Source organism: Ancylobacter sp., from assembly GCF_965279025.1.
Classification (GTDB): Bacteria; Pseudomonadota; Alphaproteobacteria; order Rhizobiales; family Xanthobacteraceae; genus Ancylobacter.
Map to the genome: position 1 here is coordinate 575,265 of NZ_OZ257132.1, position 12,519 is coordinate 587,783.

Genomic DNA, 12,519 nt, shown 5'->3' on the forward strand with positions numbered 1-12,519 from the left:
ACGATTGCCCGCGCCTGGGTTCGGCGGGCACCGGCTCGGTTCTGCGCGTTAAAGAGGGGCGAGGCCATGGCGACGTCAAACCGCGACAGATCCGGCACGTTTCCCCGTAAGGACTACGAGAAAGAACTCAAGCGCCTGCATGGCGAACTCGTCGCTCTGCAGGAATGGGCGAAGGACAGCGGCGCCAAGATCTGCGTCCTGTTCGAGGGACGCGACGGCGCCGGCAAGGGCGGCGTCATCAAAGCCATCACCGAGCGCGTCAGCCCCCGCGTGTTTCGTGTCGTCGCCCTGCCGGCACCGACCGAGCGGGAGAAATCGCAGATGTTCTCCCAGCGCTACCTGCCGCATCTGCCGGCGGCGGGCGAGGTCGTGATCTTCGACCGCTCCTGGTACAACCGGGCCGGTGTCGAGCGGGTGATGGGCTTCTGCACGGAGGCGCAGGCCGACAAATTCCTCGACAGCATCTCCGCCGTCGAAAAGGCGATTATCGATTCCGGCATCATCCTGCTGAAATACTGGCTGGAGGTCAGCCCGGAGGAGCAGACGCGGCGTATCGAGCAGCGCATCCACGATCCGCGCAAGATCTGGAAGCTCTCCGGCATGGACCTGAAATCCTATGGCCGCTGGTACGATTATTCCCGCGCCCGCGACGCCATGTTCGCGGCCTCGGACAGCGCGTGGGCGCCCTGGTATGTGGTCGATTCCAACGACAAGAAGCGCGCGCGACTGAACATCATCACCCATCTGCTCTCGAAAGTGCCCTATGAGGCGCTGAAGCGCGACAAGATCACCCTGCCGAAGCGGCAGAAGCCAAAGGACTATGTGGAGCCTGAAGACGTGCGCCACCACGTGCCTGAACTGTTCTGAACCGGACGCCAAGCCTACCCGCCACAGGCGGCAGACACCCAGGGAGGACACGATGAGCGACAGCGGCGCAACCCCGACGGGCGACGAGCACCACCGGCTCGGCGACGAGAGCTTCATGTCCGCCGCCGACCTGCGCGGCTACATGGACAAGGTCGCGATGGCGAAGATGAACGAGGCGGTGGAGGCGATGGACCGCGCCCGCCACGCCAAGGACGAGCTCGCCAAGACATTGTCCCAGCCGCTCGATCTCACACCGAAGAAGCTGGAGGAGATCACCGAATCCTTGCTGATCAAGCTGCGCGCCGCGGCCGAGCGCGGCGAGACCGAGATCATGGTGATGCGCTTCCCCAACACGCTGTGCAGCGACCATGGCCGGGCGGTCAACAATGCCGAGACAAGCTGGCCCGACACGCTGACCGGACGGCCGCGCCAGGCCTATGAGCTCTGGCGGGATCGCCTGCGCGGCAGCGGCTACGGGCTTTCGGCGCTGATCGTGGAGTGGCCGAACGGCATGCCCGGCGATGTGGGGATGTTCCTCACCTGGGGAAAGAAGTAATAAGGCACCGTTCGGCGGAGTGATTCTCGCCGATGAAACCGTGGCAAGCGACGCCCGTCGTCGCGTGAGGTCCTGGAGAACGGCATGTCCCCGCTGCCGCACAGCGCCGCCGTCGAGCATCTGCCTTTCTTCATCACCGCGCCCGGCACGCCTGACGTGCTGATGATGGTGGCCGCCGTCGCCCTGGTCGCCTGCGTATTGCTGGCCGGCGTGCTGTTCCTGCACATCCATTCGCTGCCCGAGCGGCTGGCGCATAAGGGCCAGAAGCTGCAATTCGAGATCGTCGCGGTGCTGTGCCTGCTGGCGCTGTTCACCCACGCCCACGCGCTGTGGGTCGCGGCGCTGCTGCTGGCCTTTGTCGATCTTCCGGACTTCGTCTCGCCGCTGAACCGCATCGCCCGGGCTTCCGAAAAGCTCGCCGGCCTGCCGCCGGCCGAACCGCCGGCCGACAGGCCGCCCGGCCGGGAGTCCGGCCACCCGGCACCGGCGGAGGGCCGCCCCGATGCTTGAGCTTCTCCTCTGCTCGCTGCTGACGATCCTGCCGGACTATCTCTATCGCCGCTACGCGCAGGGCAAGCGCCTCGGCCGCGAGATCACGCTCTATTCCGTGTGGTACGAGCTGCGCTGGGGCATCACCGCCTGCCTCATGCTGACGGTGGCGCTGATCACCATCATCTTCTACAATCACCCCTCCTCGACCAACGTCACGGCCTATTTCCGCACGGTGCCGATCGTGCCGGAAACCATCGGCCGCGTGGCGCAGATCAATGTCGCGATCAGCGATCATGTCGAGAAGGGGCAGCCGATCTTCACCCTCGACGACGCCGCGCAGAAGGCGGCGGCCGAGACGGCCCGCCGGCGCATCACCGAGACCGATGCGTCGATGGCGGTCGCGCGCACCGAGGTGGCGTCCGCCGATGCGCAGGTCACCCAGGCCGAGGAAGCGCTTCAGCAGGCGCGCGACGAGCTGGCCACCAAGTCGGAACTGAACACCCGCAATGCCGATGTGGTGGCGCGCCGCGAGCTGGAGCGGCTGCAGAACGTGGTGGACGGCCGCGCGGGCGCGGTGGCGGCGGCAATTGCCGCGCGGCAGGGCGCGCATATCCGGCTGGAAACGCTGCTTCCGGCGCAGAAGGCGAGCGCCGAGGCCGCCCTCGCCGAGGCCGAGGTGCAGTTGGCAAAGACCATCATCCGCGCCGGCGTTTCCGGCCGTGTCGAACAGTTCGGGCTGCGCGTCGGCGATCTGGTCAATCCGCTGATGCGTCCGGCCGGCGTGCTGGTTCCCGACGATGCCGGGCGCGAGCGGCTGGTCGCCGGCTTCGGCCAGATCGAGGCGCAGGTGATGAAGCCGGGCATGGTTGCGGAAGCCACCTGTTTCTCCAAGCCCTTCGTCATCATTCCCATGGTGGTCACCAGCGTGCAGGAGGTGATCGCCGCCGGCCAGCTGCGGGCTACCGAACAGCTCGTCGATGCCCAGCAGGTCGGCGCGCCGGGCACCCTCACCGTCTTCCTCGAACCGCTTTACGATGGCGGGCTGGACGGCGTGCCGCCGGGGTCGAGCTGCGTCGCCAACGCCTATTCCAGCAATCACGCGCTGATCGCGTCGGGCGAGGTGGGCACGCTGCGCGGGCTCTATCTTCACGGCGTCGACGCGGTGGCGCTGGTACACGCGCTGCTGCTGCGCGTCCAGGCGCTGATCCTGCCGGTGCAGACGCTGGTGTTCGGCGGGCATTGACGGCGCCCGCCCGGGGAAACGCTCAGCCGCGGTCGGCCACGATCAGCTCGACGCAGGCCGCGTCGAGCGCCCGCCGTATCGGCTCGGGGGGCGGCACGTCGGTCACCAGGCGGTGGATGCGCGCCAGCGGGGCGAGCTCGAATACCGCGCGGCGGTCGAACTTGCTGTGGTCGGCCAGCACGGTGACGCGGTCCGCCCGCTCGATCATCGCCTTCGCGACCTCGGCCTCCTGCAGGTCGAAATCCATGACGCTGTGGGCGTCGATGGCGCCGATGGTCAGCACCGCGTGGCGGGCGCGGAACTTGCCGATCTGCTCCAGCGCCAGCGGGCCGAGGCTTTCGCCGGCATCGGCGCCATAGGCCCCGCCGAGCAGAAACACCTTGTGGCTGTGGTTGGCCGCCAGCGTCGCGGCGATGCGTGGCGCATTGGTGATCGCCACCAGCGAGGCGCGGGCGGCCAGCGCCTCGGCGAAGGCGATGGTGGTGCTGCCGGTGTCGATGAACAGCGAATCCTCCGGCTGAAACAGTTCGCGTGCCGCCAGCGCGATGCGCTTCTTGCCTGCCGCGTTCTGCACCATGCGCTGGGCGAAGGGCCATTCCATCTCCGCTTCCCCGCCGGCGTGGGAAAGCAGGCGCGCGCCGCCATGGTAGCGGCGCAGGTGCCCCCCGCCTTCCAGCCGGGCCAGATCGCGCCGCACCGTCTCGCGCGACACGCCGAGGCGCTCGGCCAAATCCTCGACCGTCAGCTCACCGGCTGCGGCGAGCAGGGAAATGATGTCCTCATGGCGCGAGGAGAGTGGCACGCGTGTCCCCCAGCGATCCCGCCGCTCCGGGCCGCCTCGCGCCGCCCACCGCCGGCTCGCACCGTCCAGGCAGGAAGCGACAGAACCGGTTACGCCGGCGGAAGGAGTCGGTCAATACGGCTACAAATGACCGAATTGCCCGGCATACTCCAGCGCAAACACGCGCACGATCTTTATTCGGGCATCATTGGCGGCCAAATCCAGCCTGTGCGGACATAAATACCGGAGATCCGCTGACCAAACGGGCAATTAGGTCAAAATTCGGGCTTCCCTTCCCTCAGGAAAGCGGTACATTGATCGCAAGAGCGGAAAAATCAAGCAAGCACAACAATAGTGCAATGCGGTGCGCAAGGGGTTTGATCATGTCGGGTTTTCGACCGTCGGGCGCCTAGTCCCGGCTGGCCGCACAGGTTGCTGCGGCCCTTTACATGGCGCGATGACGTGGTGCCGGCACGGCCTTTCCGTTCAAGGCTTCCGCATCCCGAGCGCGTCATATGTGCCCGCGACCAAGCAAGGCGTCCGGTCCTGGCAGGCAGAGGAGCGACAGAGTGAGCGTTCAAGGGGTGAAGCAGCACGGGGGCGGCTGGCGGGTCATCGCCGCCTATGTCCGCGTGATCGACAAGATATCGGACTATGTCGGCTATCTCGCGGCGTCGCTCGTTTTCGCCATGGGCGGCGTGCTGATGTTCGATGCTGTCACCCGCAACCTGATCAAGATGCCGGTGCACTGGGCGGTGGAACTGACCCAGTTCATGCTGGTGGCCTATTACTTCATGGGCGGGCCGTTCACGCTGCGCAATGGCGAACATGTGCGCATGGACCTCTGGTACGCAACGCTTTCCGAGCGCGGCAAGGCCAAGATCGACCTCGTCACCGTCTGGTGCCTGATCTTCTACCTCGTCGTGCTGCTCATCGGCTCGATCTCCAGCCTGCAATACGCCATCGCCACCAATGAGAAGCGGTTCTCCATCTGGAACCCCTCGGTGATCCCGATCAAGGCGCTGCTCACCGCCTGTCTCGTGCTGATGCTGATGCAGGCCTTCTCCCTCGTCTTCAAGCACATCGCCACGCTGCGCGGGGAGAAGCTCTGATGAGCTATGAGATGATCGCGCTGCTGATGTTCGCGTCGATGGTTCTGGCGCTCATCAGCGGACAGCTCGTCTTCGCCGGCATCGGCTTCGTCGCCTCCGCCGCCGCGCTGCTGCTCTATGGCCCCGGCGCCATGGACCTGCCGTTCAATCAGGTCTTCAAGCTGTTCAACTGGTACGCGATGCTGACCCTGCCCATGTTCATCTACATGGGCTACATCCTCGCGGAATCCGGGATCGCGGAGGATCTGTACCGAGCGCTGCATGTCTGGTTCGGCCGCTTCACCGGCGGCCTCGCCATCGGCACCATCTTCCTGATGGTCATCATCTCGGCGATGAACGGCCTCTCCGTGGCCGGGATGGCGATCGGCGCCACCATCGCCCTGCCGGAAATGATCCGCCGCGGTTATGACAAGGTACTGATCTCGGGCGTCATCCAGGGTGGCTCCTCGCTCGGCATCCTGATCCCGCCCTCGGTGGTGCTGGTGCTTTACGGCATGATCGCCCGCCAGCCGGTCTCCAAGCTGTGGTTCGCCGGCGTCGGCCCCGGCCTGCTCATGGCGGCGCTGTTCATCCTCTACATCTATGTCCGGGTGAAGCTGAACCCGAAGCTCGCGCCCGCGCTGACGGATGAAGAGCTGAACATGCCGCTGCGCGAGAAGCTGGCGCTGGCGCGGGCGGGCATCATCCCCTTCGCCATCTTCTTCTTCATGACCGGCCTGTTCGTCTTCGGCGTCACGAGCCTGGTCGAGAGTTCGGCGGTGGGCGCCACAACGGCCACGTTGGCGGCCCTCGCCAAGCGACGTTTGAACTGGCCGGTGCTGCGCGACACCGCGCTGAAGACGCTGAACGTGTCCTGCATGTTCATGTGGCTCATCCTCGCCGCGCTTGCCTTCGGCACGGTGTTCGACGGGCTCGGCGCGGTGAAGGCGATCGAGTTCCTGTTCGTCAAGCAGTGGGACCTCAATCCCTGGACCATCATCATCATGATGCAGCTCAGCTTCATCCTGATGGGCATGTTCCTCGACGACACGGCGATGCTGGTCATCGTGGCGCCGCTGTACATCCCGCTGGTGAAGGCGCTCGATCTCGGCTTCGACAACCAGTTGATCTGGTACGGCATCCTGTACACGATTACCTGTCAGATCGCCTACATCACCCCACCCTTCGGCTACAATCTGTTCCTGATGCGCTCACTGGCGCCGAAGGAGATCTCGCTGCTCGACATCTACAAGTCGATCTGGCCGTTCGCCGCGATCATGATGTTCACCATCATCATCCTGATGGTCTTCCCGCAGATCGCGCTCTGGCTGCCCGAGCACATGAAAGTCAAAGGCTGATCGCAACAGCCGACACCTTTCCCCCTCCAGAGGAGAACCAGATGACCGACGACACCAAGAAGCCCGTCACCAAGAAGATCGACCCCGCCGCCGATCGCATCCTCGCCACCCGGCGCAGCTTCCTCGGCAAGGCGGCGCTGGGCACCGGCGCCGCGCTGGCGACCACGACGCTGGCGGCGCCCGCCGTCATCGCCCAGGCCGGAACCATCAAGTGGCGCCTGCAGACCTATTCCGGCGCCCCGCTCGGCGCCCATGTCATCAAGCCGCAGATCGACGCCTTCAACGCGGCGGCGAATGGCGCGATGGAGATCGAGCTTTACTACGCCGACCAGCTGGTCCCGACCTCGGACCTGTTCCGCGCCCTGCAGTCCGGCACGCTCGACGCCGTGCAGTCGGACGAAGCGACGATGGCCTCGCCCGTCGATATCGCGGTGTTCGGCGGCTACTTCCCCTTCGCCACCCGCTACAGCCTCGATGTGCCGGCACTGTTCCGCTATTACGGCCTCAAGGAAATCTGGGAAGAGGCCTATGCCGACGTGCCGAACGTCACCTGGCTCTCCACCGGCGCCTGGGACCCGCTGCACATCTTCACCGTCAGCAAGCCGATCAAGAGCCTGGCCGACATGGCCGGCCTGCGCGTCTTCGGTGTGCCCACCGCCGGCAAGTTCCTCTCGAAATATGGCCTCGTGCCCGTCACCATCCCGTGGGACAACGTCGAAGTGGCGCTGCAGACCGGCGAGCTCGACGGCGTCGCCTGGTGCGGCTTCACCGAGGCCTATGAGGTTGGCTGGGCGGATGTGTGCAACTACGCGCTGACCAACTCGGTCACCGGCGCCTGGTTCGGCAGCTACTTCGCCAATTCGCCGAGCTGGGCGAAGGTGCCGCCGCATCTGAAGGAACTGTTCCTGATGAGCATCGACCAGTCGCATTATTACCGCGACGTCTGGTACTGGGGCGGCGAGGCCAAGCTGCGCGTCGAAGGCCAGAAGATGGAGCTCACCGCCCTGCCGCCCGAGGATTGGTCGAAGGTGGTTGCCGATTCCAAGGGCTTCTGGGACGAGACCGCTGCCGCCAGCCCGCGCGCGGGCCGGGTCGTCGAAGCCTTCAAGAAGTATGACGAGACCATGCAGAAGGCGGGCTACCCCTATCGCTGATCTACGCGCCCATACCCCTGCCGTCTAACGGCGGCAGGGGCAATGACCGGCCGTCCTTTGGACGGCCGAAGTGGTGACCGGCCGCCCTCGGGGCGGCCGAATGCCCTTACGGCCAAGGGTGCCGAGAGGAACGTGCCGACATGGAAAGGAGCACCATGCTCCCCGAACCTGCCCTCCACGAAAGCCACGACGCGCGCTTCATCGACAGCTTCGACATCGCCGTCATCGGTGCCGGCGTCGTCGGCTGCGCGGTGGTGCGCCGGCTTGCGCTGGCCGGGGCGAAGGTGGTGCTCATCGAGAAGGGCAGCGACATCCTGTCCGGAGCCTCCAAGGCCAACAGCGCGATCCTCCACACCGGCTTCGACGCCCCGCCGGGCAGCCTGGAACTCGACCTCATCAAGGCCGGGAGGGAGGAATATCTCACCCTCGGGCCCAGCCTCGGCGTTGCGGTGGTGAAGACCGGCGCGCTGGTCTGCGCCTGGAACGACAACGAGGCCGACAAGCTGGACGCCATCGCCGCGCAGGGGCGCGCCAACGGCATCTCCAACCTGTCGCTGCTGAGCGGGCCGGCGGCCCGCGCCACCATGCCGGGCCTGTCGGAACGGCTCGTCGCCGCCATCGAGGTGGCGGACGAACACATCATCGACCCGTGGACCGCGCCGCTGGCCTATCTCACGCAGGCCGTGGCGCTGGGCGCGCGTTTCCTGCGCACTGCCGAGTTGGTCGAGGGCCGTTTCGACGGTGAGTGGCATCTCTCCACCACCGCCGGCATGCTGAAGGCGCGCGCGGTGGTCAATACGGCCGGCCTCTATGGCGACATCGTCGATGGGCGGCTGGGCTTCACCCCGGAATTCGAGATACGCCCGCGCAAGGGCCAGTTCGTGGTGCTGGACAAGGCGGCCTATGCCCATGTGCCGCGCATCGTGCTTCCCGTGCCGACCGAGATCACCAAGGGCGTCGTCGTCTGCCCCACCGCCTTCGGCAATGTGCTTATCGGCCCGACCGCCGAGGAGCAGGACGACCGCGTGCGGGCGACGGTGGAGACGCACGCGCTGGAGGCCCTGCTGGCGCGCGGCGCGGAAATCGTGCCGGCACTGGCCGGCATGCCGGTGACGGCCGTCTATGCCGGGCTGCGGCCGGCGAGCGAGGCCAAGGCTTACCGCGTGTTTTGCCGGCCGGAAAAGCGGGCGGTAACGCTCGGCGGCATCCGCTCCACCGGGCTAAGCGCAGCGCTGGGGCTGGCCCAGCACGCCGCGCGGCTGATCGAGGGCTTCGGCCTGTCGCTCTCGCCCGTGGCGGCGGTGCCGGAGGTGCGCCTGCCCAACCTCAGCGAAACCTGCCCGCGCGACTGGCAACAGCCGGACCATGGCGCGATCGTCTGCCATTGCGAGCTGGTCACAAAGCGCGAGATCGAGGCGGCGCTCGAAAGCCCCGTGCCGCCGGGCGATTTCGGCGGGCTGCGGCGGCGCACCCGAGCCGGCATGGGCCGCTGCCAAGGCTTCTACTGCAATGCCCGCCTCGCCGAGATGACCAGAGGCCGGCTGGCCGAGCCGCTGGCGGTGGGGGACGAGGCATCATGAGCGCGGCCGATGTCATCATCATCGGCGGCGGGCCGGCAGGCGTCGCGGCGGCGGTGGAGCTGCGCCGGCGCGGCGTCGCCCATGTCGTGCTGCTTGAACGCGAGCCGCATCTGGGCGGCGCCACCCGCCATTGCAGCCATTCGCCCTTCGGCATGCGGGAATTCGGCCGGGTGTATTTCGGCGCGGCCTATGGCAGGCGGCTGGAGGCGGAAGCCGCCCGCGCCGGGGTGGACATCCGCACCGGCCATTCCGTGGTGCGGATCGAGGCTGGGGGCCGGGTCGAGCTGGCGACGCCGCGCGGCGTTGAAACGCTCACCGCCCGGCGGCTGCTTATCGCCACCGGCGCGCGGGAGGCGCCCCGTGCGGCCCGGCTTGTCTCCGGCGACCGTCCCGTCGGCGTCGTCACCACGGGCACGCTGCAAGCCTATGTGGCCTTTCACGAGCTGATGCCGTTCAGGCGCCCGCTCATTGTCGGCTCGGAACTGGTCAGCCTCTCCGCCCTGCTCACCTGCCTCACCCATGGCGCCCGTCCGGTGGCGATGATCGAGCCCGGCCCCCGCACGCTCGCCGCCGCGCCGCTGGCGTGGTTTCCCCGCCTGATGGGCGTACCGTTCCATCTCGGCGCGGAGCTCCTCGATATTCACGGCGCGCGCCGGGTGGAGGATGTCACGCTGCGCCTGCGCGACGGCAGCACGCGCAACATCGCCTGCGACGGCGTGCTGTTCACCGGCCGCTTTACCCCGGAATCGGCGCTGCTGCGCCAGTCCGCCCTCGGTGTCGCGGTGGCAAGCTCGGCGCCCGCCATCGATCCGTTCGGCCGCACCGCCGATCCGCACATCTTCGCCGCCGGCAATCTGCTGCGCGCGGTGGAGACCGCCGGCTGGTCCTTCCGCGAGGGCCGCGCAGTCGGCCGGGCGATGGCCGAGGATTTGGCGCGCCGTGAGGGCGTGGCCGGCGACATGGTGCCCGTCACCTTCGACCCGCCGATCAAGCTGGTGGTGCCCGGCCTCGTCCGGCGCTCGACTGAACAGCCGGCATTCAACAAATTCCAGCTCCGCTTCACCCGCGAAGCGCGCGGACGGCTGTCGCTGACGCTGGACGGGCGGGAGGTGTGGGCGCGCGAAAAGACATGGCTGCCGGAACGGCGCATTCTCATCCCGATCCCGCCGGAGGCCTGCGCAGCCGGGGCGGTGCATGTCGGCTTCGAGGAATCCGCCTGATGCGTGTCGCCGCCATCGACCAGGGCACCACCTCCACCCGCTGCCTCGTGGTCGAGGCGGATGGCCGCGCGCAGGTCGCCGCCGCCCTGCCCCATGCCCAGCACCATCCCGCGCCGGGACGGGTGGAGCACGACCCCGAGGAACTGCTCGCCAATGTCCGCACCGTGCTCGCCGCTGCCGGGCGGGTCGACGCCATCGGCCTCGCCAATCAGGGGGAGAGCTGCCTCGCCTGGGACGCGCTGACCGGGCAGGCGCTCTCGCCCGTCATCGTCTGGCAGGACGCGCGCACCGCCGATGCGCTCGCCGCGCGCCCGCCAGACGACGCGGCGCGCTCGCAGGCAATCTGCGGCCTGCCGCTCGATCCCTACTTCTCCGCCTCCAAGCTGGCCTGGCTGATCGAGAACATTCCGGCCGTCGCCGCCGCGCGTGCCAAAGGCCGGCTGCGGCTCGGCACCACCGACGCCTTCTTCCTGGAAAGGCTCACCGGCACCTTCGCCACCGACCTCGCCACCGCCTCGCGCACCGGCCTGCTCGATCTCGCCAGCGGCACGTGGAGCGAGGAACTGTGCGCCCTGCACGGCGTGCCGCGCGGCGCCCTCCCCGCGATCCACCCGGTGGATGCCGGCTTCGGAACCGTCGACGGCGTGCCGGTGCAGGCCTCCATCGTCGACCAGCAGGCGGCGCTGTACGGCCATGGCTGCCGCGCGCCGGGCGAAGCCAAGATCACCTTCGGCACCGGCGCCTTCCTGCTCGCCATCGCCGGTCCGCAGCGGCCCGCGGTCGAGGGCCTGCTCCCCACCATCGCCTGGCAGCGCAAGGGCGAGGCGGCGGTCTTCGCTGTCGAGGGTGGCGTCTATGATGCCGGGGCGGCGCTGGAATGGCTGAAGCGGCTCGGCCTCTATGCCGACACCCGCGACCTCGACGGCTTCGCCGGCCCCTCCGCCCTCAGCCGTGGCCTCGTTTTCGTCCCCGCGCTGTCCGGCCTCGCCGCGCCCTATTGGGACCGCAAGGCGGCGCCGCTGTTCATCGGCATGGAGGCGGCGACCGACCGGCGCGACATGGTGCGCGCGGCGCTGGAGGGCATCGCCCTGCTCACCGTCGGCCTGATCGACGCTGCGGAAAGCGGCGGCACGGCGATCACCGAGATTTCCATCGATGGCGGGCTCTCGCAAAGCCGGTTCTTCGCCGGCTTCCTCGCCGCCGCCAGCGGACGCACGGTGAAGGTGCCGGCGCAGCACGAGATGACCGCGCTCGGCCTCGCCGCGCTCTGCGGCACGGATATCGCGGCCGCCCGGGGCAATGTCCAACGTTTCGCCCCGGACGGATCGGTCAGCGCCCGGGATCGTGCCCGCTTCGCCGAGGCGGTGGAGAAGAGCCGGGGCTGGCGGGCGTAGCGCCGTTCAGAATACGAAGTCCACCGAGGTGAGAAGCCAGCAGCCGCGCGCCCATTCGATGCGGTTGCCGGCCGCGTCGGTGTTGATCGAGCTGGTGCGGAACACCGGCGTGCCCGGCGTCAGCGCCAGCAGGCTTGCCTCGTCGGGGGTGGCGAAGCCGCCGCTTATGCGGGTTTCGGCGCGGCGGTATTTCTGGATGGAATGCGCGACGAACACGTCCGTCACCGATTGGCGCCGCGAATAGACCGTGGCGAAATCCGGCAGCAGGGCAGCTGGGAAAACCTTCGTGCTGATATAGATCGGCTGGCCGTCGGCGGCGCGCAGGCGGCGCAGGCGCACCACCGGCGCGCCGATCTCCAGCCGAAGCTGCTCGGCGGCGGCGGCATCGGCGAATTCCTGCTCCAGCACCGTGGTGCGCGTCGTCACGCTCTTGCCGTCGGCACGTAGGCTCTCGGCGAAGCGGCTGCCATCGCGCACCACCAGCGCGGAAGGCAGGTTGCGCACGAACACCCCCACCCCCTTGCGCGAGGTCAAGTGTCCCTCCTGCTGAAGCTGCTGAAGTGCCCGGCGCAGGGTGATGCGGGTGACGCCGAGCTTTTCCGCCAGGTGCACCTCGCCGGGCAGCTGGCTGCCCGGCTGCAGCCAGCCGCTGTCGATCAGCGACAGGACGTGGTCATAGATCTGCTGCCAGATCGGCGCATCGCGGCGGGGGCGGAAGACGAGGCCGTCAAACCCCGAAATGCCGTCGGCCGATCCCGTCTGTGCCCTCACGCTCCTGTTCAC

At 67.9% G+C, this 12,519-nt stretch carries 12 protein-coding genes; 10 read left to right on the forward strand and 2 right to left on the reverse strand.

The genetic code is table 11. The features are described 5' to 3' along the window. Positions 1-66 precede the first annotated feature (66 nt). From ppk2 to ACQY76_RS02645, 4 genes are all read left to right on the forward strand, one after another. Positions 67-867 (forward strand): polyphosphate kinase 2, encoded by an 801-nt coding sequence (ppk2, locus tag ACQY76_RS02630; RefSeq protein WP_428031372.1) that lies wholly within the window; start codon positions 67-69, stop codon positions 865-867. 52 nt (positions 868-919) lie between these two features. Beyond that, positions 920-1,423, forward strand: coding sequence for a hypothetical protein (locus ACQY76_RS02635; RefSeq protein ID WP_428031373.1), 504 nt, complete (start codon positions 920-922; stop codon positions 1,421-1,423). A gap of 84 nt (positions 1,424-1,507) precedes the next feature. Next, a complete protein-coding gene (locus tag ACQY76_RS02640; RefSeq protein ID WP_428031374.1) occupies positions 1,508-1,933 on the forward strand; it encodes a hypothetical protein in 426 nt (141 codons plus the stop codon). Next, on the forward strand, positions 1,926-3,158 hold the full coding sequence (locus tag ACQY76_RS02645) for an HlyD family secretion protein (RefSeq protein WP_428031375.1): 1,233 nt from the start codon (positions 1,926-1,928) through the stop codon (positions 3,156-3,158). Before ACQY76_RS02640 ends, ACQY76_RS02645 begins: the two co-directional genes overlap by 8 nt. Before the next feature lie 22 nt (positions 3,159-3,180). Here the strand turns inward: ACQY76_RS02645 and ACQY76_RS02650 are convergent, their stop codons facing one another. After that, a complete protein-coding gene (locus ACQY76_RS02650; protein WP_428031376.1) occupies positions 3,181-3,960 on the reverse strand; it encodes a DeoR/GlpR family DNA-binding transcription regulator in 780 nt (259 codons plus the stop codon). A gap of 548 nt (positions 3,961-4,508) precedes the next feature. On the opposite strand from ACQY76_RS02650, the gene ACQY76_RS02655 reads away from it, so the two are divergent. The 6 genes from ACQY76_RS02655 (at position 4,509) to ACQY76_RS02680 (ending at position 11,736) form a co-directional block, all read left to right on the forward strand. Then, complete coding sequence (locus tag ACQY76_RS02655) at positions 4,509-5,051, forward strand: TRAP transporter small permease subunit (protein ID WP_428031377.1); 543 nt, start codon at positions 4,509-4,511, stop codon at positions 5,049-5,051. Then, complete coding sequence (locus ACQY76_RS02660) at positions 5,051-6,388, forward strand: TRAP transporter large permease (protein WP_428031378.1); 1,338 nt, start codon at positions 5,051-5,053, stop codon at positions 6,386-6,388. The genes ACQY76_RS02655 and ACQY76_RS02660 overlap by 1 nt, the downstream gene beginning before the upstream one ends. A 41-nt stretch (positions 6,389-6,429) precedes the next feature. Beyond that, complete coding sequence (locus ACQY76_RS02665; protein ID WP_428031379.1) at positions 6,430-7,542, forward strand: C4-dicarboxylate ABC transporter; 1,113 nt, start codon at positions 6,430-6,432, stop codon at positions 7,540-7,542. 155 nt (positions 7,543-7,697) lie between these two features. Further along, the gene (locus ACQY76_RS02670; protein ID WP_428031380.1) at positions 7,698-9,122 is read left to right on the forward strand and encodes an NAD(P)/FAD-dependent oxidoreductase; all 1,425 of its coding nucleotides are present in this window, start codon (positions 7,698-7,700) and stop codon (positions 9,120-9,122) included. Next, positions 9,119-10,342: an NAD(P)/FAD-dependent oxidoreductase gene (locus ACQY76_RS02675; RefSeq protein ID WP_428031381.1), complete on the forward strand. Its 1,224-nt coding sequence runs from the start codon at positions 9,119-9,121 to the stop codon at positions 10,340-10,342. The genes ACQY76_RS02670 and ACQY76_RS02675 overlap by 4 nt, the downstream gene beginning before the upstream one ends. Further along, positions 10,342-11,736, forward strand: a complete 1,395-nt coding sequence (locus tag ACQY76_RS02680; protein WP_428031382.1) for an FGGY family carbohydrate kinase — start codon at positions 10,342-10,344, stop codon at positions 11,734-11,736. Before ACQY76_RS02675 ends, ACQY76_RS02680 begins: the two co-directional genes overlap by 1 nt. 6 nt (positions 11,737-11,742) lie before the next feature. Here the strand turns inward: ACQY76_RS02680 and phnF are convergent, their stop codons facing one another. Then, the gene (phnF, locus tag ACQY76_RS02685) at positions 11,743-12,519 is read right to left on the reverse strand and encodes a phosphonate metabolism transcriptional regulator PhnF (RefSeq protein WP_428031383.1); all 777 of its coding nucleotides are present in this window, start codon (positions 12,517-12,519) and stop codon (positions 11,743-11,745) included.

Coding starts and splice junctions, on each gene's coding strand:
- ppk2 (WP_428031372.1), top strand. CDS start 67: ATGGCGACGTCAAACCGCGACAGATCCGGCACGTTTCCCCGTAAGGAC.
- ACQY76_RS02635 (WP_428031373.1), top strand. CDS start 920: ATGAGCGACAGCGGCGCAACCCCGACGGGCGACGAGCACCACCGGCTC.
- ACQY76_RS02640 (WP_428031374.1), top strand. CDS start 1,508: ATGTCCCCGCTGCCGCACAGCGCCGCCGTCGAGCATCTGCCTTTCTTC.
- ACQY76_RS02645 (WP_428031375.1), top strand. CDS start 1,926: ATGCTTGAGCTTCTCCTCTGCTCGCTGCTGACGATCCTGCCGGACTAT.
- ACQY76_RS02660 (WP_428031378.1), top strand. CDS start 5,051: ATGAGCTATGAGATGATCGCGCTGCTGATGTTCGCGTCGATGGTTCTG.
- ACQY76_RS02665 (WP_428031379.1), top strand. CDS start 6,430: ATGACCGACGACACCAAGAAGCCCGTCACCAAGAAGATCGACCCCGCC.
- ACQY76_RS02670 (WP_428031380.1), top strand. CDS start 7,698: ATGCTCCCCGAACCTGCCCTCCACGAAAGCCACGACGCGCGCTTCATC.
- ACQY76_RS02675 (WP_428031381.1), top strand. CDS start 9,119: ATGAGCGCGGCCGATGTCATCATCATCGGCGGCGGGCCGGCAGGCGTC.
- ACQY76_RS02680 (WP_428031382.1), top strand. CDS start 10,342: ATGCGTGTCGCCGCCATCGACCAGGGCACCACCTCCACCCGCTGCCTC.